Annotated in this window: 19 protein-coding genes and 2 pseudogenes; 1 reads left to right on the top strand and 20 read right to left on the bottom strand. The window is 67.6% G+C overall.

Going from position 1 to position 23,210, the window contains the following annotated elements; translation table 11 throughout:
* Position 1: 1 nt before the first annotated feature.
* Entirely contained in the window at positions 2–1,354 is a 1,353-nt protein-coding gene (locus ACSQ89_RS36120) for a hypothetical protein (protein WP_436296959.1), read from the top strand.
* Positions 1,355–1,896: 542 nt separating this feature from the next.
* On the opposite strand, the pseudogene ACSQ89_RS36115 reads toward ACSQ89_RS36120, so the two are convergent.
* The 20 genes and pseudogenes from ACSQ89_RS36115 to ACSQ89_RS36020 all read right to left on the bottom strand — a co-directional run.
* Positions 1,897–2,187: pseudogene (locus tag ACSQ89_RS36115) on the bottom strand (class II aldolase/adducin family protein); the annotation flags it as partial.
* Entirely contained in the window at positions 2,184–3,452 is a 1,269-nt protein-coding gene (gene otnK, locus ACSQ89_RS36110) for a 3-oxo-tetronate kinase (RefSeq protein WP_436296958.1), read from the bottom strand. The pseudogene ACSQ89_RS36115 and the gene otnK, both read right to left, overlap by 4 nt.
* 349 nt (positions 3,453–3,801) lie before the next feature.
* Positions 3,802–4,464, bottom strand: coding sequence for an aspartate/glutamate racemase family protein (locus ACSQ89_RS36105; protein ID WP_436296957.1), 663 nt, complete (start codon positions 4,462–4,464; stop codon positions 3,802–3,804).
* 25 nt (positions 4,465–4,489) lie between these two features.
* On the bottom strand, positions 4,490–4,843 hold the full coding sequence (locus ACSQ89_RS36100; RefSeq protein WP_436295111.1) for a RidA family protein: 354 nt from the start codon (positions 4,841–4,843) through the stop codon (positions 4,490–4,492).
* A gap of 33 nt (positions 4,844–4,876) precedes the next feature.
* A complete protein-coding gene (locus tag ACSQ89_RS36095; protein WP_436295110.1) occupies positions 4,877–6,253 on the bottom strand; it encodes an NAD(P)/FAD-dependent oxidoreductase in 1,377 nt (458 codons plus the stop codon).
* A pseudogene (locus ACSQ89_RS36090) lies at positions 6,243–6,550 on the bottom strand ((2Fe-2S)-binding protein). The gene ACSQ89_RS36095 and the pseudogene ACSQ89_RS36090 overlap by 11 nt, the downstream one beginning before the upstream one ends.
* Positions 6,540–7,682, bottom strand: a complete 1,143-nt coding sequence (locus ACSQ89_RS36085; RefSeq protein ID WP_436295109.1) for an NAD(P)/FAD-dependent oxidoreductase — start codon at positions 7,680–7,682, stop codon at positions 6,540–6,542. Before ACSQ89_RS36085 ends, ACSQ89_RS36090 begins: the two are co-directional and overlap by 11 nt.
* Before the next feature lie 40 nt (positions 7,683–7,722).
* Positions 7,723–9,048, bottom strand: a complete 1,326-nt coding sequence (locus ACSQ89_RS36080) for an NAD(P)/FAD-dependent oxidoreductase (RefSeq protein ID WP_436295108.1) — start codon at positions 9,046–9,048, stop codon at positions 7,723–7,725.
* Between the two features lie 20 nt (positions 9,049–9,068).
* Positions 9,069–9,602 (bottom strand): cupin domain-containing protein, encoded by a 534-nt coding sequence (locus tag ACSQ89_RS36075; protein ID WP_436296956.1) that lies wholly within the window; start codon positions 9,600–9,602, stop codon positions 9,069–9,071.
* A gap of 42 nt (positions 9,603–9,644) precedes the next feature.
* Entirely contained in the window at positions 9,645–11,126 is a 1,482-nt protein-coding gene (locus tag ACSQ89_RS36070; protein ID WP_436297278.1) for an aldehyde dehydrogenase family protein, read from the bottom strand.
* A gap of 496 nt (positions 11,127–11,622) precedes the next feature.
* Complete coding sequence (locus ACSQ89_RS36065) at positions 11,623–12,117, bottom strand: Lrp/AsnC family transcriptional regulator (RefSeq protein WP_436295106.1); 495 nt, start codon at positions 12,115–12,117, stop codon at positions 11,623–11,625.
* Between the two features lie 76 nt (positions 12,118–12,193).
* Complete coding sequence (locus ACSQ89_RS36060; protein WP_436295105.1) at positions 12,194–13,597, bottom strand: aspartate aminotransferase family protein; 1,404 nt, start codon at positions 13,595–13,597, stop codon at positions 12,194–12,196.
* A 149-nt stretch (positions 13,598–13,746) separates the two neighbouring features.
* Positions 13,747–15,105, bottom strand: a complete 1,359-nt coding sequence (locus tag ACSQ89_RS36055) for a DUF3526 domain-containing protein (protein WP_436295104.1) — start codon at positions 15,103–15,105, stop codon at positions 13,747–13,749.
* On the bottom strand, positions 15,102–16,529 hold the full coding sequence (locus ACSQ89_RS36050; RefSeq protein WP_436295103.1) for an ABC transporter permease: 1,428 nt from the start codon (positions 16,527–16,529) through the stop codon (positions 15,102–15,104). Before ACSQ89_RS36050 ends, ACSQ89_RS36055 begins: the two co-directional genes overlap by 4 nt.
* Positions 16,526–17,290, bottom strand: a complete 765-nt coding sequence (locus ACSQ89_RS36045) for an ABC transporter ATP-binding protein (protein ID WP_436295102.1) — start codon at positions 17,288–17,290, stop codon at positions 16,526–16,528. The genes ACSQ89_RS36050 and ACSQ89_RS36045 overlap by 4 nt, the downstream gene beginning before the upstream one ends.
* Before the next feature lie 19 nt (positions 17,291–17,309).
* Positions 17,310–19,466, bottom strand: a complete 2,157-nt coding sequence (locus ACSQ89_RS36040; protein WP_436295101.1) for a TonB-dependent siderophore receptor — start codon at positions 19,464–19,466, stop codon at positions 17,310–17,312.
* Between the two features lie 139 nt (positions 19,467–19,605).
* Complete coding sequence (locus ACSQ89_RS36035) at positions 19,606–19,965, bottom strand: DUF2946 family protein (RefSeq protein ID WP_436295100.1); 360 nt, start codon at positions 19,963–19,965, stop codon at positions 19,606–19,608.
* Between the two features lie 80 nt (positions 19,966–20,045).
* The gene (locus ACSQ89_RS36030) at positions 20,046–21,209 is read right to left on the bottom strand and encodes an aminotransferase class V-fold PLP-dependent enzyme (protein ID WP_436295099.1); all 1,164 of its coding nucleotides are present in this window, start codon (positions 21,207–21,209) and stop codon (positions 20,046–20,048) included.
* Positions 21,210–21,213: 4 nt separating this feature from the next.
* A complete protein-coding gene (locus ACSQ89_RS36025) occupies positions 21,214–22,149 on the bottom strand; it encodes a 2-hydroxyacid dehydrogenase (protein ID WP_436295098.1) in 936 nt (311 codons plus the stop codon).
* 5 nt (positions 22,150–22,154) lie between these two features.
* Positions 22,155–23,033 carry a GNAT family N-acetyltransferase gene (locus ACSQ89_RS36020; RefSeq protein ID WP_436295097.1) on the bottom strand — a complete coding sequence of 293 codons (879 nt, stop codon included), beginning with the start codon at positions 23,031–23,033 and terminating at the stop codon, positions 22,155–22,157.
* Between the last annotated feature and the right edge of the window lie 177 nt (positions 23,034–23,210).

Here is a 23,210-nt window from a genome sequence, read left to right as displayed (position 1 = left end):
TTTGAAGCGACGGATCCCCAGAATCGAAGTTCGGGACGTGTGCGGCGGCTGGTCTTCTTTCAATCTCAAAAGCGCCTTTTTCATGATGATGTTTTCCCAACGATGCGTTTCTGCACTGATGCTTTCGGTGCTCCTGTTTGCCTGCGGTGGCGGCAGTGGCGGAGGCGGCGGTACTCAAGGCGGTGGCTTGGCCGGCAGCAGTGGCAGCCAGGGCGGTAATGGCGTCAGCCAGGGTGGCGATAGCCAAAGCGGCGGTGGCACAAGTGGCACCGGTGGCACAGGTGAAGGCGCTTCGCCCGTCGCGGCGACCGCCGCGTTGGTGGCCAAGCTCGGCAAGCCCGCTCGGGTGCTGGTCGGACTCGGCGCGGGCAATACCCTCGCGCAGATGCAAAGCCAGGGCATTCGTCCGGACATCGTGGACACCTACCTCGTGGGCGTTGGCGCAGGCGCCTGGCCCAGCTGGAACAGTCCCGACGGGGCGTACGTCACGTACACCGCGCAGGCCATCCAGGCTTACGGCGCGATTCCGATGTTCACGCTGTACCAGATGACTGCGAACGGCGAGGGCAATTTGAGCGGCATCGCCAACGCGACTTTCATGAACAACTACTGGGCGCAGGTCCGGCTGATGTACCAGCGCATTGCAGCCCTCGGTACGCCCGTTCTGATCAATCTGGAGCCGGACTTCTGGGGGTTCGTTGCGGCGCAAGCGCCGAATCGCGATGCGACGCAAATGGCGGCCGTCGTGAACAGCCAGCCCGAATGCGGCGGCTTGCCGAACACCGCCGGGGGCCTCGGCCAATGCCTGGTGCAGATGGGCAGGCAGATCGCGCCCAAGGCGCTGGTGGGGTTCCCGCCCGCATTCTGGAGCGGCACCGCTGCCGCGGTCGGCGCGCAGATGCGGGCGGTCGGGGCACATCAGGCAGACTTCATCGTCGCCCAGACGAGCGACCGCGACGCGGGCTGCAGGGAAGTCCCATCGCCTCCCGCGGAATGCACGGGGCGAAGCGGTCCCTTCTATTGGGACGAAAGCAACATCACCAGCCCGAACTTCCACGAGTCCCAGAGGCAGATTTCGGACTATCGCGCAGCCCTGGGCAATGGACTGCCGATCCTGTGGTGGCAGACGCCGATGGGCGTGCCGTCCGCCACGCCCGGTGGCACCGACCTGCACTATCGCAACAACCATGTCGACTACATGCTGCGCAACACCCAGGAGTACGGTGACACCCACACTTTCGCGATCGTCTTCAGCTCAGGGGGGGCCCATCAAACCTCGATCAGCACCGATGGTGGGCAATTCTCCCGCCTGTCGGGTCAGTACCTCGCACGAGGGGGCGCGACCTTGAAGTAGCGCACCGCCAGCAACCTCTGTTCCCTCCCACATTGATCACCTGAAGATGATCGGATTGCCCCAGTTGGCGGAAGCGGCAACACCGCGCTGGTGAAAGCTCTAGCGCCAGGCGCGTAGTTTCGCCCGTGGGACGGGGACGGGCTTCCACGGTATTGGGCTTCGCTGTTTCTGGACCTTCTCCACGTCACTCCACCCGCATCTCTTGATCCAGCGGCAGGTTCATGGCGGCATGACAACCGCCTCCTTGATGAAGTGAAGCGCCTGAGAGCTGCTGCACGGCATGGTCATCGATGAGCCCCCTTCTATGGCTCCAACGCAAGTACTGGCAGTTTGCGGATAGCGAGCGCACGAAGGGGCTAGTTCAAACGGGCTGCGCGGGCGAACATCAATGCACGCAAAAGGAGATCGCCATGAAACGCTTCATCTGATGCCGCAACCCCGCGTTTCGACTACGAGCTTCGCTTCCAGTCACTATTCCATGCCAAACGCGCGTACGCATTTCCACGCGATGCCGCCGGACGCGTCGATATGGATGCTCTCGGGGTGTGGATCACGCAGCGCGTTCCGGCATCGAAGCGCGTGGCTGCGGCATGGATGCGCGCATGCAGCGCGATGGTCTTGCTCGCGCGATCGCCGCTGGTCTGGTTCAGCCCGGCATCGAGCCGTGCGAGCTTCGCCGGGTCGAGAAAGCCGAGGCAGGCATCGGTGGGCGTGATCAGGAAGCCGTCGTCGAGCCGCACGCTGATGTTGCCTGCCGTGGCATGCACATGGCCGCGCTCGAACAGGCTGCGGCCGATGCGGCAGATCTCTTCGCGCGATTGGCTCTCGATCATCCGATGACTGTAAAGGCTTTCGAAAAGAAGTCGTCGGTGCCGAAGTTGCCGGACTTGAGCGCGATATGCAGGCCCGCGCCGCCGGCCGCTTCGGACACCGCATGACACCACGGGACGCCGGGGTCGATCTGCGCGCCGATCTGCAGTTGCGCGATGCCGAGCGCCTGCACGCAGGCACCCGATGTTTCACCGCCCGCCACCACCAGCTGGCGCACGCCTTGCGCGACCAGCCCGCGCGCGATCGCGGCGATGGCGCGCTCCACCATCGCGCCGGCTTCCTCGACGCCGAGCCGACCCTGCACCGATTTCACGGCGCCGGACTCGGCCGTGGAATAGACCAGCACCGGGCCGGATTCGACGAGCGGCGCAGCCCAGGCCAGAGCCTCGGCCACGACGTCGACACCTGCCGCGATGCGCAACGGATCGATCCCCAGCGCGGGCCGGCCCGAGGCGATGAAGTGCTGCACCTGCCGGTTGGTGGCGAGCGAGCAGCTGCCCGACACCACGGCCTGCTGCCCTGAGGCCGCGGGCAGCGCGCTCGCGGCGGACGAAGGCGCGATGCCGAAGTTGCCCGGCAATCCGATCGCGACGCCCGAGCCGGCCGTGACCAGCGGCATCTCTGCCAGCGCCGGGCCCAGGCGCAGCAGGTCGTCGTTCGAGACCGCATCGACGATCGCGATGCCCACGCCATCGGCGCGCAGCTGTGCGATGCGCTCGCCGATCGCGGCCGGTCCCTGCGCCACGGCCACATGATCGATCAGCCCCACCTTGCGCCGCGTCTGCGCCTGCAACACGCGCACCAGGTTGGCATCGGTCATCGGCGTGAGCGGATGGTTCTGCATGCCGCTCTCGTTGAGCAGCACCTCGCCCGCGAACAGGTAGCCCTTGAAGACGGTGCGCTTGTTGTCGGGGAAGGCCGGCGTGGCGATGGTGAAATCGCAGTCCAGCGCATCCATCAGCGCCTCGGTCACCGGCCCGATGTTGCCTTCGGGCGTGCTGTCGAAGGTGGAGCAGTACTTGAAATAGATCTGCTGCGCGCCCTGCGCCTGCAGCCAGCGCAGCGCGTCGAGCGATTGCGCCACCGCATCGGCCGGCGCGATGGTGCGCGACTTGAGCGCCACCACCACCGCATCGACTTCGGCGGTCAGCGGCTCTCCCGGCACGCCGATGGTCTGCACCACGCGCATGCCGGCGCGCACCAGGTTGTTGGCGAGATCGGTCGCGCCGGTGAAGTCGTCGGCGATGCAGCCGAGCAGGATGGTCATGGCTATTCCTTGTTGCGAGCGAAGGACAGTTTGCTGCCCGAGAAGGATCGCAGCCAGGCGATGACTATCGTGCCGTTCGCCGCGTGCCGCGCCGAGTCCTGGATTCCTCTTCCATGACCAGGCCTACGGCCAGGCCATGGCATAAGGCCAAGGACACCGCCACCGTGCGGAAGCCGGCGAGCTCCGCGTCGCGCACCTTCAAGGATGACCTGCGTGTGGCGGGCAGATGGCGACAGGACGCTGTCCGTGAGCGCAAGGACTGAAACTCCCTGGGCGCGCGCGCTCTCTGCCGCCGCCTTCAAGACCTCGAGCGTGAGGGGGCGGCGGCTTCGGTCATGGCGGGCAAGCATCAGGCCGAATCCCGTACTCGGGCGACCACCTCCTGCACCAACAGTTCCGGGCTCGCGAAGACCGGCAGCCCCAGTTGGTCGGCGAGCGGTTCGCCCAGGTGCGCCAACGAGGCCTGCGCCAGGACGATGCGATCGACGCGTGGCGCCAACTCTGCCGCAGCCTCGCACACGAGGCGATCGTGCAGGTCACGCCGGTTAGTGGCCAAGGCGTCGAATGCCGCCGCGCACAGGACGCTCTCCGCCGGGATATCCCGGCCCGCGCTCTGGGCGTGCGCAGTCAGCAGTGCCCGGCTCGGTGCGACCGTCGACGAGGTCGTGCAGATCAGACCGACGCGGCCTGGCGCGCTTGCCACGCGGGCGTAGAGGGGATCGTCGATCTTGAGGATCGGCACACTCACCGTCTGGCGCGCGATATCGATGGCAGGCGAGGTCGACGAGCACGTGAAAACGATCAGCTCGGCGCCCGCATCGGCCGCCGCTTGTGAGAGTGTGACGATGCGGCGCGTGATGCCGCTGGAAGGACCTTGCCGGATCAGGTCCTGCAGGACACTTTCGTCCAGCATGTGAAAGCAGTCTGCGTCTGGCAGTTCCGACTGGAAGCGCGGACGGAAACGCTCGACCAGCATCGCGACCGTATGGATGAAGGCAATGCGCCGGATCATGGAAGCACTTCGGGTGGTCAACGGCTCAGACAGCGGCGGTGACCAGAATCTCCACCAGCAAGTCGGGGTGTCCCAGCTTGGACTCGCCGGTGGCGCGTGCCGGGCCGGCGCCTTTGGGCACCCATGCGTCCCACACCTCGTTCATGCCCGCGAAATCGCGCTCGATGTCCTTCAACCAGATCTGCACCGACAGCATGCGCGTCTTGTCGGTTCCGGCCTTGGCGAGGTGGCCGTCGATCTTCTCGAGCACCTGGCGGGTCTGGCCCTGGATGTCCAACGTGCCATCCTGCGCGGTGACGCCCGTCATATAGGCGACGCCGTTGTGCACGACCAGGCGGCTGAGGCGATGGGTGGGTTCGATGCGGGTGATGTCAGTCATTGGTGCGATCTCAAGGCGTTGAAAAAAATAGAATCAAAGTGCGGCCAGCTCTTCGAGCGTGATCGGCTTGATGGGAGCGCGGATTCGATGGTGGCCGACCTCGGCCGGAGAGACGCCGCGCTCATGCGCGATGACCTCTGTGACCGTCAGGCCGCAAAGGCGGCCCTGGCAGGGGCCCATGCCGCAGCGCGTGAAGGCTTTGGCCTGGCTTGGCCCCTGGCAGCCGAGGGCAACCGATCGGCGCAGTTCGCCGGCCGAGACTTCCTCGCAGCGGCAGGCGATCACGTCGTCGGCCGGCACGCGATGCTGCATCTTGGGACGGTAAAGCGTATCGAGGAAAGGCCGGATGTGCAGCTGGCGACGAAGCGCCGAGCGCAGCGGCTCGGCCTGGCGGTCGCGTTCGAGGTCGGACACGCGCCCGGCGTCGTGCGCCGCGGCCACGCCGGCGAGCTGCCCTTGCAAGGCCGCTGCCACCCCGCCGGCGATGCCCCGCCCGTCGCCGGCGATCAGGAAGCCGGCCAGCTCGAGGCGGCCCCAGGCGTCGGCCGCCGGCACCCAGCTCAGCTGCTGGTCGTCCCAACGGTGCGCCAGGCGCAGCGACGCCGTGATCTGGTTGTTCGGCACCACGCCCTGGTGCAGCAGGACCAGGTCGGTCTGCACGCGGTGCGACGTGGTTCCGATACGAAAGCGCAGGGCCTCTGCCCGTGCGCTCCCTTCCACGGCGAGATCGGTGGCGGCGCGGTGGTAGGGGATGCCCGCGTCGCGGATGCTACGGATCAGGCCCAGCCCTTTCCTCACGTCGCGCCATCCCGCGATGGCGCCGCCGAGATGGCGCAGGGCCCGCAGGTAGTCGCCGCGCTGCGTCGTGTCGACGATCGCGCCGATGCGCACACCGGCCCGCAAGTACTGCCAGGCCAGCAGGTACAGCAACGGTCCGCAGCCCGCAAGCACGACCGGCTGCGATGGCGCCACGCCGGCGCTCTTGAGAAGGATTTGCGCCGCCCCGGCCGTCATCACGCCGGGCAGCGTCCAGCCCGGAATCGGAAATGGCCGCTCCATCGCACCGGTGCACAGGATGACCTGGCCGGCTGTCATGGATTGGGATCGCCCATCCTTCAAGTAGTGAATGACGCGATCACGGGTGATGTTCCAGATGGACGCGCCGCCCACGTGCCGCGCCGTCGATTGCGTGAAGCGCTCCACCAGCGCTCGGCCTGCGGCGTAGTCGTTCCCGAGCACCTGCAGCCGATCGGCCTGAACGCGAGTGACGTCGCGGTAGATCTGTCCGCCGGGATGCGACTGCTCGTCGAGCAATGCGACCGACAGCCCCAGTTCGGCCACGCTGGCAGCCGCTGCGAGACCCGCCGGGCCCGCGCCGATCACCGCCACGTCTACCGCGTCAAGCTGCATGGCGGGCGCCTTCCTGCGAGCGGATCTTCATGCCGGGCTGAACCGGCACGAGGCACGCCTGGCGATTGGCCACGCCATCGATTTCCAGCAGGCATTCGAAACAAACGCCCATCATGCAGTAGGGAGCACGTGGCGCACCCGACACGGGCGTGGAGCGAAAGCGCGACACACCGGCCGCCAGCAAGGGGCAGCCACCGAGCGCTGGCCCAGCACCGCAAGGCGGCGACCGTCGAACTCGACATCGATGGAGGGCTCGGTGGCCGCCGAGATTGGGTGAAAGAGCGGTTCAGTGGGCATGGTGGTGATCCAAGGCCTGTGTCGGATGGTCTGCGGCGGGAAAGCGATCGCCTCGAAAGGCGTCCAGCTCCTCGGGCGCGGCTGCGCCGTCGATCCACGGGGCGATGCGAAAGGCGTGGGCCGCGGCCAGGGTCACGCCGCTGTGGCAAGTGACGACGTAGGCGCCTGGGCAGGATTTCGATTCCTGGTAGATCGGATAGCCGTCGGGCGTCATCACCCGCAACGCGCCCCATACCCGGACCACATTGAGCTGGCCGAGCATGGGAAAACTGGCGACGGCGCGGCGCGCGAGCTCGGCCAAGGTGCTGGTCGTTGTGCTGTCGTCGAAGCCCGCGTCTTCCATGGACTCCCCGATCTGGATGCCGCCCTCGTCGGTCTGCCGGATATGCCCCGTGGGATAGTCGAAGAGCTTTTCGGTGCGCTCGGTGACGATCAATTGCCCGCGATTCGGCCGCACCGGCGCGTGGAGGCCGACTTGACCGGCCAGGCGCGCGTTGCCGAGTCCCGCGGCCAGTACGAGCTTGGGCGCGCGAAACTGCTGCCCCCGGATGTGCGCCGTGAACAGGCCGTCTGCGTGCGTGATGCGCTCCACCCCATGGCCTGTCTTCAGCATCACGCCCCGCTGGATGCACGCGGTGTGCAGGGCGCGCAGCAGCTTGAGCGGATTGACATGGCCGTCCATCGGCGAGTAGCTGGCGCCGACCACCTTCGGTCCGACGTGGGGCAATCGCTGCAGCAGGGCCGCGCGGTCCAGGATCTCGTAGGGATATTCGCCGCCTACTTCATCGCGCACGGCGGCAAGCCGCTCGCTGCGCGCCGCGAGTTCGGCCTCGGAAAAGCACAGGTTGAAGGCGCCGTTCTGCCTGGCCTGGACATCGATGCCGGTTTCGCCGTGAAGTTGCGCGGCGAGCGCGGGCCACAGCCGCGCGGACTCCCTGGTCCAGCGGGCATAGTCGGGAACGCCGCGGCCCTTGCCGTGAACCCAGATCAAGCCGAAGTTTCCGCGGGAAGCGCGAAACACATCGTCGCCTTCATCCAGGACCGTGATGTTCTTGCCGAGCTGGCCCAGCCCGTAGGCCACTGCCGTGCCGACCAAGCCGCCGCCAATCACGATCACATCGCTCGAAGACATGCATGCCTTTGGTGCCCGTTACCGCGATGCTGTGCGCGGCCTAGAAATCAGCGACCTTGCCCCATGCTGAGCCGCTGAACCGCTCGGGCCGGTACGGTATGGGATCCACGATCGGTTCGGCACCGCTGGCAAGGTCCGCGATGAGGTGGCCGGCACCGGGGCCAATGCCAAAGCCGTGTCCCGAAAAGCCCGCAGCCAGGATGAAGCCCGGGATGGACGGCACTTCGCCGATGCCGGGAACACCATCCGGCGTGCTATCGATATAGCCAGCCCAGGCGTGCGTGATCTTTGCTTCGCGCAGTTGTGGCAGGAGTTCGACGGCGCGGCGGTGGGTCTCCCTGATCGTGCGTAAATCGGGCTTCGGATCGAGGATGCGCACCCGCTCCATGGGCGTGGGCGCATCGAGCCGCCAGCGCGCGAGCGTTTCATGGCCACCACGTATGCCTTCCAGGCCGCCCGGACGAAGGTTGCGCCAGCGCTTGGCGAACATGGGCACGAATTGCGGAGCGAAGCGTAAGAACTGCCCTGTCGGATCCACGCGCGCGCGGCCGCTGATGGCCAGTGCGTAGCGTCCGTCGTTGCGGCGCGTGGCGGACACGTTCGCGCTCACCACGGCAGGTGGCAAGCGATGCTCCACAGGGGACACGCTCAGGATGGATTGGCGGATCGAGGCCTGGGGAAAACGGATGCCGAGCTGCCGGCAGAACGAGGAGGCCCAGGCGCCACCGGCGAGCACGGCGGTCCTGGTCTTGATGACCCCGGCTTCCGTGATGACGCCGCTGACCCGTCCGCCTTCCGTCTCGATGCCGCGGGCCGCGCAATTCTGATGAACGCTGCCTCCGAGCTTGATGAGCGCGGCTGCCACGGCCGGCGCAGCCTTGGCAGGATCGGCGGTGCCATCGGTGGGCGAGAAGACGCCGCCTTTCCAGGCGCGGCCAGTCGCTTGCCCGCGCTGCGCGGCCTGCCGGCTGTTGAGCATGTAGGTCGTCACGCCGGCGGTCTTCGCAAAATCACGCCAGCTGGACCAACGGGACAGCTCGGCCTCGTCGTTGCTGAGATACAAGAGCCCGCAGCGATGAAAACCCGTGTCTTCACCGCTTTCGGCGGCAAATCGTTCCCAGAGATCGAGGCTCTTGCTCGCCATGGGCAGTTCGCGCGCGTCGCGGTTCTGCTGCCGGCACCAGCCCCAGTTGCGGCTCGACTGCTCGGCGCCGATCCTGCCCTTTTCGACCAAGGCGACTGAAACGCCGCGCTTGGCCAGGTAGTAGGCGGTAAAGACACCGATGATGCCGCCGCCGATCACGACGACGTCAGCGGAGGCCGGCAGCTTGGGGGAAGTGTTGATATGGTGCAGCGGAGGGGACATGATGAATCTCGCTCGTCGATTCAAGCCTGGACGCTTTGGACCACGTAGAACTTCGCCACGCGATCACTGCTTTCCCACCCGATCGGTGCGCCCTGGGGTACGAACAGCGCATCGCCCGTTCCCACCGACAGGACGCTTCCATCAGGGGCTGCGAACCGCACGCTGCCGGCGCGCAGCGGCGTGATGCCGGGGTTGTTCGGCCCCTCTGCCGCTGCGGCGCAGAACACGAACAGCGTGCGCGATCGGGCCAGTATGCGAACTGCCGTGCCGCGGGCGATGACGGCCCCTTCACCGGGGCGGAGCACGAGCGGTGTCGCGCCGGCCGCCGTCAGGCTGAGCTCTCCGGCCATGACGACGATGGTCTCGGTGTGGGGAAAGCTCGGGACTTCGAGCTCACCGATGAAGCTGATTCGGCCTGCGCTCATCGAACCCGGTCCTTCCCACGCGATCTCCCGATGCCGCGGAAAGGGGTCGTCCTTGCCGAACGCCGTCCTGCGGAAGGAGGTTGAAACGGGTGCGCCGTCGGCGCGATGCAGCACTAAGGCCACGGTCATGATTGCTCCTGCGCGATGCGCGATGTTTTCACTGAAAGTCTGTCAAATGGCACTGGGTGCCGAGGCATCCTGGAAGCCAAGAACGGCCTTGGTTTCCAGGTACTCCTCGAAACCTTCTATGCCGTATTCGCGGCCATTTCCCGAGCGCTTGTAGCCGCCGAAGGGGGCATGGGGGTTCCAGGCCGGATAGTTGATGTGCACCTGCCCGGACCGGATGCGCGCCGCGACGGCGCGCGCGGCGCCGAGATCCTTCCCTTGCACATGGGCGCCCAGGCCGTAGACAGTGCCATTGGCGATCTCCACGGCCTCGTCCACGCTGTCGTAGGGGATCAACGCGAGCACGGGCCCGAAGATTTCCTCCTGCGCGATTTGCATCCGAGGCTGCACCGCGGTGAAGATGGTCGGACGGCAGTAGAAGCCGCGGCTCAAAGCCTCTGGCCGCCCGAGGCCGCCACAAACGAGCCGCGCGCCTTCGGCGATTCCGATGCCGATCATTTCCTGCACCCGATTGAACTGCGCGCGATTCGCCACCGGGCCGTGCGTGGTCTGATTCGAACGCGGATCGCCCACGACGAGGCTGGCTGCCGCTTCGAGCGCGAGCCGCTCAACCTCCTGGAGGCGCTCGCGGGGCACGATCATGCGCGTCGGAGCGCTGCAGGATTGGCCGACGTTGCGGAAGGCGGCCGCCACGCCTGCTGGCACAGCACGCGCCAGGTCCGCATCCGGCAGGATCACGTTGGGCGATTTCCCGCCGAGTTCCTGGGCCACGCGCTTCACCGTGGCGGCGGCCGCTTGGGCAACCAGCACGCCGGCCCTCGTCGAACCGGTGATCGAGATCATGTCCACGTCGGGATGCGTGGCCAAGGCCGCGCCGACCTCCGGCCCATTGCCGTTCACCAGGTTGAACACACCCGGCGGGATGCCAGCGTCGTGAATCACCTCGGCAAAGAGCAAGGCGCTCAGGGGCGACAGCTCGCTGGGCTTCAAAACGACCGTACATCCCGCTGCCAGGGCGGGTCCGACCTTGGCGGTGATCTGGTAGAGCGGCCAGTTCCAGGGTGTGATCAGGCCGCACACGCCGATGGCCTCGCGCATGATGGCCATGTCTCCGCGATGGGTGAGGAACGGATAGCTGGCCAGATTGTCCCGGGCCACGCGGATGTGCTGCGCCGCAGACGGCACCTGCGTGCTGCGCGCAACGCCGATGGCAGAGCCCATCTCCAACGAGATCGCCTGAGCGAACATTTCTGCGCGCTCGAGGATCAGGGAGTGGACGCGATCGAGAAGCAAGGCCCTGCTCTGGGCGGAACTCACGGACCAGGTCGCGAAGGCGCCCCGCGCCGCAGCCACGGCCGCAGCGACATCTCTTGCACTGCCCAGCGCGATCTCTGCGACAGGCTCCTCCGTCGACGGATCGATGACAGAGGCTCGAGCTTGCCCCTGAGGCACGACCCACTCGCCGTCAATGAACATGCGATCCAGGCGGCCAGCGCTCCTGAGGTGCTCGATGATGGAGGAGTTCATGGAGTCGGCCTTCTGGAAAAGACGTGAGGGTTGTTCATTGCCATCCGTAAAGGCGTGGCCACGGAGGCTTGTTAATGCGGTGGGGTGCGTCATGATGGGGCTGAGGTCGGGCCTTTGGATGTCCAAAAGTTTAGGCTGCACACCCCTCGCGCCGGTGCTTCAATGAGGGTCTTGCACAACGCAGACTGCGGTTGTGCGACTCGCCAAAGCAGATGCTGCCGTCGTGCATACGTCAGAGGCGTTCACATCGGACGCACTCGACCGGTTGCGCCCGCGCCCAGCACCAAGCCAGTACGCAATCAGCACCAGTCCCAGCGCTTGACCCGCAGGTGTCTCCGCCGACCGGGTGGACCGGCTGAAGCGTTCGGCTGGCGAAGTCGCCGGGACCGAAGCGCATTTCTTTGAACAAGTACGTGTGGTAGTCGCCCGTCAACCGCGGCTGCGCCAGTCGCCCGTCAGCGCAGTGGCGGGTATGGACGGAACGAAGGCGCGCCTCTCAGCGCGGGTGGGGAAACAGCCGTTCGATCGGACAATGCGTCTTGATGAAGGGCGACTTGATCACGATGTAGCTGAAGTACTTCGCGATGCCGATGTTGCGTTCGAGCAGTTCCTCGATCACTTCCTGGTAGTGGTTCACGCCTCGCGTCAGGAAGCGCAGCAGGTAGTCGTAGCCGCCGCTCACCAGGTGGCACTCGAGCACCTCGTCGACCTCGCGGATCGCGGCCTCGAAAGGTGCGAAGTCCTCGCGGTGGTGGTCCTGCAGCGTGACCTCGGTGAACACGGTGAGCGTGTCGCCGAGCTTTTCCAGCCGCAGGTGCGCGCCGTAGCCGGCGATGTAGCCTGCCTGCTCCAGCCGCTTCACGCGCATCAGGCAGGGGCTGGACGACAGGCCCACTGCATCGGCCAGGTCCACGTTGGTCATGCGCCCGTTCTTTTGCAGCTGCGCCAGGATGCGCAGATCGAGTCGGTCGATCTTGAAAGCTTCTGACATGGCGGTGCCGAAAAACGAAGAGAGCCCGATTCTGCGTCTGTCTCGATGGGTTGCGGGGCGGCGCGCGGGCTTTCGCTCAGGCGGCCAATGCGGCGCGAACGTCGGGCGCGGCCAGCACCTCGTCCAGCGTCTTCTTCAAGCGCGTGAACATCTGGGCGAACTCGTCTTCGGTGAAGGTGAGTGCAGGCGCAAAACCGAGGATGTGGTCGCCGAAGGAGCGGAACACCAGGCCGTTCCTGTAGCCGATGGCGAAGATGCGGTCGGCGAGGCCGAGCGATGCATCGAAGCCGCGCTTGCTCGCCTTGTCGCTCACCAGCTCCAACGCACCCAGCAGACCGCGGTGGCGCGCATCGCCCACCAGCGGGTGCGCGCAGAGCGCGTCGAGCCCGGCCCCGAAATGGGCCGCGCCGCGCTGGCCGTTGGCGAGCACGCCGCCTTCCTCGTACAGGCGCAACACCTCCAGCGCGACCGCGGCGCTGACCGGGTGCGCGGAGTACGTGGCGCCGTGGCCGACCGACGCGCCCGCCGGCACGCCGTCGGCAATGCCCGCATAGACCTGCTCCGACATCATCGTCGCGCCCATCGGCGCGTAGCCGGCGGTCAGGCCCTTGGCCATGGTCATCAGGTCGGGCTCCACGCCCTCGGCCTCGCACGCGAACATGGGGCCGGTGCGGCCGAAGCCGGTGATGACCTCGTCGACGACGAAGAGAATGCCGAGCTCGCGCGTGGCCTCGCGCATCGCCTTCAGCCAGCCCTTGGGCGGCACGATGACGCCGCCCGAGCCCTGGATCGGCTCGCAGAAGAAGGCGGCTACGTTGTCCGCGCCCAGCTCGGCCACCTTGGCGCGCAATGCGGCAACCGATGCTGCGATCAGCGCCTGCGGGTCGGCGCCGTCCGCATGGCGATACGCGTAGGGCGACGGGATGTAGTGCTGCGTGGGCAGCGGAAGGTCGAAGCCGCGGTGGAAAGCCGGCAGTGCGGTCAGGCCGGCGCCGGTGGACGAGGAGCCGTGGTAGCCGCGCTCCAGCGCGATGAACTGCTTCTTCGACGGCTTGCCGATCGCGTTGTGGTACTGCACGATGAAGCGCACCGCGGCATCGATCGCCTCGGAGCCGCCGAGCGTCAGGTACACGCGGGTCAGCGATGCGGGCGTGATCTGCACCAGCTTCTCTGCCAGGCGAATGGCCGGCTCGCTGCTGAAGTGGAAGTAGCCGGTCGCATAGGGAAGGCGGCGCATCTGCTCGGCCGCAGCCTGCACCACGCTCTCCTGTCCGTAGCCCACGTTCACGCACCAGAGGCCTGCGAAGGCGTCGAGCAGTTCGTGGCCGCTGGCATCGGTGAGCCACGCGCCGCGGCCCGAGGCGAGCACGGTGGGCCCGCGCTGCTCGTGCACGCGCCAGGGCGAGACGGGATGGATCAGGTGCGCGCGGTCGATGGCGTCGAGCGCGGCTTGGTGGGGTAATGCGGTGGGGTGTGTCATGGTGGGGCTGAGGTCGGGCCTTTGGATGTCCAAAAGCTTAGGCCGCGTGCCCCTCGCGCGGGTGCTGCATTGAGGGCCTTGCGCAAAGCAGGCTGCGGTTGTGCGAGTCGCTACAGCAGATCGTGCCGTCGCGCATACGTCACGGGCGTTCACATCGGTCGCACTCGACCGGTGGCGGCCACGCCCAGCACCAAGGCCCATATGCCCATCAGCACGAGTCCCGGCAATTGACCCGCAGGTGTCTCCGCGGACCTGGCCGACGGGCCGAAGCGCGGCTGGGCGGCGAAGTCGCGGAGACCGAAGCGCACGTCGTCGAACAAGAACGGGTAGTAGTAGGTCCGCAACCGCGCGTGGAAATCTGCGATGCGATCCTGATACGCGAGCTGCGCCTGCAGATCGGTATCGGCCTGGCGATGCAGCGCGGCCTGCACACCGACGCCCGGCAGCAGCCAACCCAGGCGTGCGGTCCACTCCTGGCGCGCGAGCAAGGCTTCGCGATAAGCCGCCACCTGCGGCGCCACGCTCTCGTCGCCGAGCTGCTGAAAGGCGTAGTACCACTTCCAGTGAAAGCCCGAAGGCAGCGGCGCGGTGTGCTTCCATTCGGGATGCGTGCGGAAGAATTTCTCCATCGTGGCCTCTGGTGGCAGGTCCCACGCGCCATGCACGGCCTGGCGCTGCGCCAGCATCAGCTCCACGCCCTGGTGCACCGGGACGGCGCGCGCAAGCGCGGCGTTGGCGATGGTGGGCAGGACCAGGGTCAACACCGCCCAGCAGCCCATGAGCGCCGTTGCGTTGGCGGCAGAGCTTCCGCTTCGTGTCGCCACGATCAGCGCCAAGCCGCCCCAGAACGCCAGGTAGGCCGCCGTGACCAGGAGTGCCGTGGCCAGGGCTGTCGTTGCGGTGCCGCTGCTCAGCCCTGCGCCCAGCACCGGCAGCACGAGGCAAGCGAATACCAGCGCCACGCGCAGCCCTGCACGGCGCAGCCACAGGCGCCGACCGGCGCCGGACATCGCCAGTAGCGTACCCAGCCGGCCCGACCGGCGTTCGCCCGAAACGAGGTCGTACAACAAGGCGATCACGAACAGAGGCGCCAGGTACACCAGCACGAAACCGAAGTCGAAGCGTCCGGCCAGTGCCAGCTCGGGATTGAAACTCTCTCCTTCGTGCAGTTGAGCCTGTAGCGCCAGTGCGCGCACGCGCAGCACATAGGGTGCGGCATCGCGCAGCCCGAGCGCAAGGAAGGCCGTGGCAGACGGTGCATCCCAGGTGCCATGGAAGCTGTAATAGGCGGCGGAGCCGGGATCGCCGCCGTGGGTGTACTTGCGCGCATGCGCAGCCAGATCATGTTGCTGTAGCTCGGCCAGACGCGCAATCGTCTGCTGCTGGCGCGCGACTTCGCGGGCGCCGCAAATGACGGCCACGGCCGACAGAACCAGCAGCAATGCCAGCGCAGTCACAGCGAGTCTCGAGCGCGCCAGGAGGCGCCATTCATGGGCGAGCCAGCTCATCGCGTGATCCTTCCCAGGCGTTGCGCTGCCAGTCCCAACAGACCCGCGAGCATCGCCAGCCAGAGCAGCAGCACACCTGCGGCTGGCGCCGCACGGCGCAGCGCGTCGATGGGCGGTGCGGCTTCGTAGCGAAAGTCGGCGAAATCGTGCCAGTGTGCGTGGCTGATGCGACTGTCGCGGCTGGACCGGTCGCCAGCGAAGCTGAGCTTCTCGGCCTGCAGCCGGTTGAGTTCCTGCACCAGCCGATAGCGATGGTGCTCGGCCTGCTCGACGAAGCGACGGTAGTTCTGCAGGTCGGTGCCTGCGGCCGCCATCGAGAGGCGGCGCAACGCGATCACCGGGCTCAGCACCGCAAAGCGGTCGACCCGGCGCAACTGTGCGTTTTGGCGCTCGAAGCTGGCGTTGGCATAGCGCTCGAAGAGCGCGCTGGTCAGCCGCTCGCCCTCCATGCCCAGCAGGCCTTTGTAGTTGACGGGAAGGTCTTCCACTTTCGAGACGCCGTACTGCGCGAGCACCTGCTTCCTGAAGCCGGCGAAGTAGGGGTCGTCGGGGTCGTGGCTGTCGCCCAGTGCCGCCAGGTCGCGCGCCACCGCGATGTCGGTCTCGAAGCGCATGGGCAGCGCCAGGGCCAAGGCCGCGAGTTCGGGCGCCAGGCGCGGCACGAGCACGACGCTGACCGCCCAGACCGCCAGCAATGCCACAAGAGCGTCGCGCCCGCGCGCGAACCATGCTGAGAGGCCGACGATGCTGACGGCCCAGATCAGCAGCCACAGCCCGTAGCCCACCGCCAACGCGACGACCAAGCTCCCTGGGGCCGATGTCGCCGCGCCGATCCAGGTCAGCACCAGCAGCGCCGGCAACAGCACCAGCGCGGCCACGCCGCTCAGGGCCAGCAGCTTGCCCGCCACGATTTCTCGCGCTCGAATGCCCTGGGCCAGCAGGATGCGCAGCGTGCCCGACTCGCGCTCGCGCGCCAGGACCGCATGGCCCACGAAGATGAGCAGCAGCGGTGCCAGCACCTGCAGCACGAAGGCCGGCGTGAGCTGGCCGAAGCGCAGCAGCAGCGAAGATTGCCGCACATCGCCGAAGTTGGCGCTGTTCTGCCGATGTCCCTCGAGGAAGAGCGTGTGGCCCGTGTAGGCATCCACCCCGGAATCGAAAGCCGCCAGCGGATTCAGCGGCCGGAACACGAAGTGCCCGTAGTGCACCATGCGGTGCGGGTGCCGGTCGGGCTGGGCCTCGAACTCGTGGTCCACCTGCGTCTGGTGACGCGCGCGCTCGGCGTCCGTGGTGCGGCGCTGTTCCCAAGCAGTGAATGCGGCCACGGCCGTCAGCAGCAGCAGCAAGGTCAACCCGAGCACGGCAACGCGGTCGCGCCGCAGCAGGCGCCACTCCTCGCGCGCGATGCGCAGCACGGCGCTCATTGCTGCGCCTCCTGGCCGGCGTAGCGCCGGTGCAGTGCGCGCACATCGAAACGCTCCGGGCCCGACGCTGCGACTTCTTCGACCAGCCGTCCACCGTCGATGAAGCCGATGCGATCCGCCGCGTCGGCGGCACTGAGCAGGTCGTGCGTGACCATGAGGATGGCCACCCCCTGTGCACGCAGCAGCCCCAGCAGGCGGTTGAATTCGGCCGTGGCCTGCGGGTCGAGGCCGGAGGTGGGCTCGTCGAGCAGCAGCGCCGGCACCTTGCGCGCCAGCGCCAGCGCGATCGACACCTTCTGGCGCATGCCTTTGGAAAACCCCGATACGCGCCGCCCGTGCGCCGCAGCTTCCAGGCCGGCGCATGCGAGGGCCTCGTCGATCGCCTGCACACTGGCGCGCTGTCCCGCGAGGTCGAGCAGGTAGGCCACGTTCTCGCGCGCACTCAGATGCTCGTAGAGCGCCACGTTCTCGGGGATGTATGCGAGCTGGCGCCGCGCCGCCGTCGGGTCGGCCACAGGGTCGGTGCCGTTCACGCGCACGCGACCGCGCCCGGGCTCCACGAAGCCCAGGAACAGGCTCAGCGTGGTGGTCTTGCCGGCGCCGTTGGCACCCAGCAGCGCATAGATTTCACCGGCTTCGACCCTGAGGTCCAACCCGTGCAGGATGGTGTGGGCACCGTAGCCGGCGACCACACCGGCGGCTTCGAGGGCAGGATGGGGCGCGGTCACAGCGCGCGGCGGTGGAAGGTCGGTCAAGGGCATGGTCTGCATTCGCTCGCGTTCAGAACTTGGCTTGCAAGCCGATGGTGATGGTGCGCGCCGTGCCCGGCGTCACCCAGAGGCGGCTGTAAGAGCTGCTGTAGTAGGTGGTGTCGAACAGGTTGTCGACGTCCAGCGTCGCGCGCAGGCTGGGGTTGATGCGCCAGTAGGCGACCAGCTTGGCGGTGGTGTAGCTCGGCAGATCGAAGGCGGGCGTCGCGGCATCGGCTTCGGCCTGCGTGCGGGCCTGGCCCAGCCGCTTGCCCACGTGCGTGACGCCGCCGCCGATGCCATAGCGCTGCCCGTTGGCGAACGCGTTCTCGTAGACCGCGAGCACGCTGCCGTTGACACGGGGGACGTTGAGCAGGCGGCCGCCGACTTCCAGCGTGTTGTCCTTCGCGATCTCCACGTCGTTGAGCACCAGGCTGGCATTGAGGCGCCAGTTCGTCGTCAGCTGGCCGGCGAAGTCGAATTCGAGGCCGCGGCTGCGGATCTCGCCGGCGGCGACCGAATAGCCGGTGTTGGCCGGGTCGGCGGTCAATACATTGCGCTTGCGGATGTCGAACAGCGCGGCGGTCGCGCCCATGCGCCGGTCTGCGCTTTCCCACTTGGTGCCGAGCTCGAGAGCGCGGCCGGTTTCCGGCTCGAAGCCCTGGGCCGCGAAGTCGGAACCCACGTTGGGGCGGAACGAGCGGCCGGCGTTCGCGTAGACGGTCCATTGCGGCGCCGGCAGCCAGGCGAAGCCGATGCGCGGCGAGGTCGACGACGGATCCTGGCGGGCGGTGGTGCCGGTGATGCGGTTCTCGAGCGACTGGCGGTAGTTGTCCACGCGCGCGCCGGCGACCAGGCGCCATTCGGGCGCGAGCTTGATCGCGTCCTGCACGTAGAGCGCGGTGTTGCGCTGGTGTTCCAGCGTGTCGGTGTTGCGCCCCGGCACCGGTTGGGCTTGGCCATAGACCGGGTTGTAGATGTTGATTGCATAGGGCCGAGCCGTCGTCGGATTGGCCCGCAGCATGAGCGAGTCCATGCTGAAGCGGAAGCTCTCCAGGCCGAACAGCAGCTCGTGCTCGATGGCGCCGGTCTTCACGTTGCCCTGCAGCTCGGCCTGCAAGGCGATGTCGTCCGAGTCGAAGTCGCGGAAGCGCCGCTGGCGCGTGAGCGTCGCGTTGTCGGCGCGCAGGGCCGTCGCCTCGGTCGAGAAGCCGTTCACCGAGGTCTCGCGGTAGGACAGGCCCAGCCGGCTGCGCCAAGTGGCATTCCATTCGTGCGACAGGATGAGCTGATGGGTCTGGCTCTCCACCGTCACGTTGCCGTCGGCGGGCTCGCCCAGGAAGCGGCTGCGCGGAATGGCGCCCAGGCGGTTGTCGACCGCGACCACGCCGCGGTCCAGCGGCGTGGCGTGCCGCAGGAACTCCCCCGAATACTCCAGCACAGTGTCGCGGCCGAGCTTCCACGTGAAAGCCGGCGCGATCACGCCTCGCTCGGCGCTCACGTGGTCGCGGAAGCTGTCGCGGTCTTCCACTGCGACGTTGAGCCGGTAGGCGAAGTTCTCGCCGATCGGGCCGGTGCTGTCGAACGCGCCGCGCTTGAGGCCGTAGCTGCCGAGATAGCCTTCAACGGAATGGGCCGCCTTCCAGAGCGGCCGCTTGGACACGATGTTGAGCGTTCCGCCAGGCTCGCTGCTGCCGTAGAGAGCGGCCGCCGTCCCTTTGAGGAACTCGATGCGTTCGACGCCTGCCAGATCGCGCGGGGCGTTGAAGCCGCGGTTCGAGGAGAAGCCGTTCAGCAGCGTCGCCATGCCGGTGTTCTCGTTGCCCGGCAGGCCGCGGATGGCGATGTTGTCCCAGAGGCCGCCGAAATTGTTCTGGCGCGAGACGCCGCCGACGTAGTCGAGCACGTCGTCGAGCTTGGTCGCGCCGAGATCGTCGATGGCCTGGCGCGTGACGATGCGTACCGACTGGGGCAGCTCGCGTAGCGGCAAGTCGGTCTTGGCGCCGGCCGCTTCGTCGGCGTGGTAGGCGCCTGACTCGGTGCGGCCGACCACTTCGACCGTGGACAGCTGGGCGGCCTCAGGGCCGGCTCCGGAAGACTGGGCGATCGCAGGGTGGGTGAACAATGCTGCGACCGCGAGGGCGAGAGGAAAGGGCGCACTCGCCCCAGGGCGTTGAATGGAAATCATGAGGAGACTCGGCAAGGCAAAAAGGGGGGGCGCAGCGGCGAGCCCGGCAAGGGCCGGACACGCGCCGCCCGTGGCGCGTGACTTCACGCCGGGCGACGGGACTGCGGAGCGAGCGAAGGCACCGCCACAACGGCGGACTTCAGGAGACGGCGTGAGGCGGGTCGCGCGAGGCGAAGGGCCAACGGCCGGGGCTGGGGACGAATGTCCCCGGTGCATGCGGCCGCGGAAGGCCGGCTTGCGCGGTCAATGCATGCACGGCCGGCAATGATGTGGATGCGATGCCCAGATGCGCATAGGCGAGGCACCACGCGCACACGCCATGAGCCTCGTTGCCATGCTCCGAGGCATCGGCGTCTTCGTCCGCCAGCTGGGCCGACAGTGTCGTCACCGCAGCCGCGGTCTGCTGCAGATGCTCTGCTTCGTGCGCAGGCATGCCGATGACCGTGTTGAAGAACACGGCCAGCAACAGCAGTCGGATCAGTAGGTGGCGCAGAAGCATGGCAGGGGCTTGGGGCCGGAATCATACTGTTGGGACCCGGATTCCTCTGCGGCGAGAAAGCGCCTGCGTCTGATGCCGTGCTAGCCGAGCACGCGGTCCAGCGCCTCCACGAAGCGCTGCAGCTCGGATTTCCGGGTGTAGACATGCGGCGAGACTCGCAAGCCCTCGATCGGCCCTATGCGGCGGTACTTCACGTGCACCTGGTGCCTTTCGCGCAGCTCCCGCTCGACATGCCTCATGTCGACGCCGGCAATCGAGAACAGGCTGACCGCTGCGAGCCGCTCGTCGTCGACCGGCGTGTGCAGCCTGAACCCTCGAATGCCGCTGGCCAGTCCGACCCAATAGCGGGTCAACTCGCGCAAGCGAGCGTGCATGGCATGGACACCTGTTTCGCGATGCATCTCGATGGCGGGGGCGATGCCCGCCTGCAGGGCGGAGTTGTAGGTCCCCAGGTTCCAGTGGTCGAATTTGTCGATGCGATCCGGCGCGTCTTCGAACGGCGCCATCAAAGGCCAAGTGGACGCAATGCGGTCGCGGCGCGCGATCAGCATGCCGTTGCCAACGGGAGCACCCAGCCACTTGTGGAGGCTGGTGACGAAGAAGTCGCAGCCGAGCGTTCGGAAGCTGACGGGCATTTGCGCGAAGGTCTGCGCACCGTCGACCAAGGACACCACGCCACTTTCGCGCGCCAGCCCACACAGGCGCTCGGCGGGCAGCACACGCCCCGTCCAATGCAGCATGTGCGTCAGCTGCATCACGCGCGTTCGCGGCGTCAACGCATTCGAGTAGGCGCTCACGATGGCGTCGTCATCGGCGAGCGGATCGAAGCGCGCGGTCACGACCCGGATACCTTCCCGTGCGGCGCGCTGCCGCCAGCCGCCGAGGGCACTCGGGTAGTCCCACTCGGAGACCACCACTTCGTCGCCAGCTTGCAGGGTCACGCCAAAGATGACCGTGCTGAGTCCCTCCGTCGAGTTCCGGTTGAGCGCGATCTCGGCCGGATCGCAATCGACCAAGGCAGCCAGCGCGTCCTTGATCGAAGGCAGATTCGCATCGAGCCGGGTCCACATGTTGACGTCCGGGTTGCGGCTGACCAGGCGAAGGGCCTCGATCGCCGCCTGCTCGACGGCTCGTGGTGGCGGGCTGACGGCCGCGTTGTTCAGGTTGAGCAGCGGTTCCTGCGCCGGATAGCACGCGCGCACCTGCTCCCAGCGCTGCTCGTTGCCGCGTTGAGCTTCCTGCATCTCCTCAGTACCCCCGCGCGCGATCGACCAGGCCGAGCATCGGTTCGCCGTCCTCGAAGCGGCGCAGGTTGTCCAGCACCACCTCGGCCGCGCTCAAGGGCTGGGTCACGCTCGCGATGTGCGGTGTGAGCTGGATGTTCGGATGGCGCCAGAAAGCATGCTCCGGCGGCAGCGGCTCGGGCTCGGTCACGTCGAGCACGGCATCGCCGATCCGGCCGCTGGCCAGCGCGGCCAGCAGGTCGGCATCAACGAGTTGCGGCCCGCGGCCGACATGCACCAGGCCCGTGCCTTCGGGCAGCATCGAGAACAGGCGCGCGTCGAGAAAGCCGCGCGTCGACTCGGTCAACGGCAGCAGGCACACGAGGATGTCGGTGCGCGCGAGAAAGGCCGGCAGCTCATCGGCGCCGGCATGGCATTCCACGCCCTCGAGCGCATGCCGCGAACGGCTCCAGCCCGCGCAATCGAAGCCCAGGCCGACGAGCTGCGCCAGCACCGCCTGGCCGAGCGAGCCGAGACCGAGCACGCCCACGCGCCGCTCGCCCGCGGGCCGCACGGGCAGCGGGCGCCACTGGCCCTCCTGCTGCTGGCGCCGGTACCGCGGCATGTCGCGATGCAGGCCGAGCACCGCATACGTCACATACTCGACCATGCCCTGCACGATGCCGGGCTCCACCATGCGCACCACCGGCAAGTCCGGCGGCAGCGCCGCGAAGTCGAACTGGTCGACACCGGCGCCGGAAGAGAACAGCACCTCCAGGTTAGGGAAGCGCTCGGCCAGATTCGGCGGCGGCTCCCAGGCCGCTAGGAAACGCACTTGCGCCGGGTCGCCGATGTCGGGCCAGATGCGGAAGTCGATCCCGGGCGCGCGGCGCCCGAACACCTCGGCCCACTGGCGGCCGCGCACCGGATCGGACTTGTAGAGAAAGGTGGCCGTGCCCATCGAACTCAGCCCACGGCCTGCGTGACGATCGCGAACAGCGCGGGACCATCCGGCGCCTTGGCGAGCGGCGCGCCGCGCACCATCGTCGTCGGCGCATCCACGCGCAGCAGGCCGATGCTCTCCAGCCATTCGGCCAGGCCACTGGCGAAGTCGATGTCGATGCGCGTGAAGTTTCCAGCGTTCATCCCGGCGAGGTGCGCGATCAGCGCCTTCGCGCCTTCGGCATCGGGCGCCACCACCGGACCGATCGCGTGCCCGCGCCCGAAGCGCCGCAGCATCGCAAAGCCGCGCGGCGCGTTGTCATGGTCGAGCACCACGCAGGCATCGGACGCGGCGAGCAGGTCCGCGATCAGCGCATCGCGCGGCATGCCGCGCGCCGCCGCGTCGAGCGCCTGCAGCGATGCCGCCTCGCTCTGGCCGGCGGGCCGCAGGCGCCAGCCCGTGGGCAGCGCGACCAGCGGCGCCGGGTGGGCCACGCCCTGGTGCTGCCGCAGCTCGCCAGTGCGCACAAAGCCCAGGCGCTCGTAAAGACCTCGGCCTTCGGCGGTGGCATGCAGCAGCACCGTGCAATCCTCGAGCTCTTCGAGCAGCGCGCTCATCAGCCGGTGGCCGAGGCGGCGCCCCTGGCAGGCCGGCGACACGATCACGAGGCCGATGGTGGCGTGACGCTCGCCCCAGCGCCAGCGTAGGGCGGTGCCGACCAGTTCCCCGTCGCGCTCGGCAACGATGCCCGCGGCATGGGCGAAGACCTGCGCCCAATCCGAGGGGCGGTGCGGCCAGCGCAGCTCGGCAGTCAACGCGTGCGCGACCGGCAGGTCGGCAGCGGTCATCGGTCTCAGCACCACGCCGTCGAGAGCGGGTGCGTTCAGTGTCTGGGCGGGCATCGGCAGGTCTTCGTGCGAGCAATAGGGCAGCTCATCTTGGACGACATCCGCGCCTTTCGCCAGACCGAATTCGCGCTCTTTCGCAACTCGCAAGCTTCGCCTGCAAAGCGCGCCTGTTTTGCAATTCGCTGCGGCGGAGGGCCTGCTTACGCATACAAATGCTGAGTCAATCTCCCT

The sequence above is a fragment of the Variovorax sp. LjRoot175 genome (genome assembly GCF_964253805.1).
Taxonomy (GTDB): Bacteria; Pseudomonadota; Gammaproteobacteria; order Burkholderiales; family Burkholderiaceae_C; genus Variovorax.
Note: the sequence above shows the minus strand (reverse complement) of the source record. Positions and strands in the feature narration are given on the sequence as shown.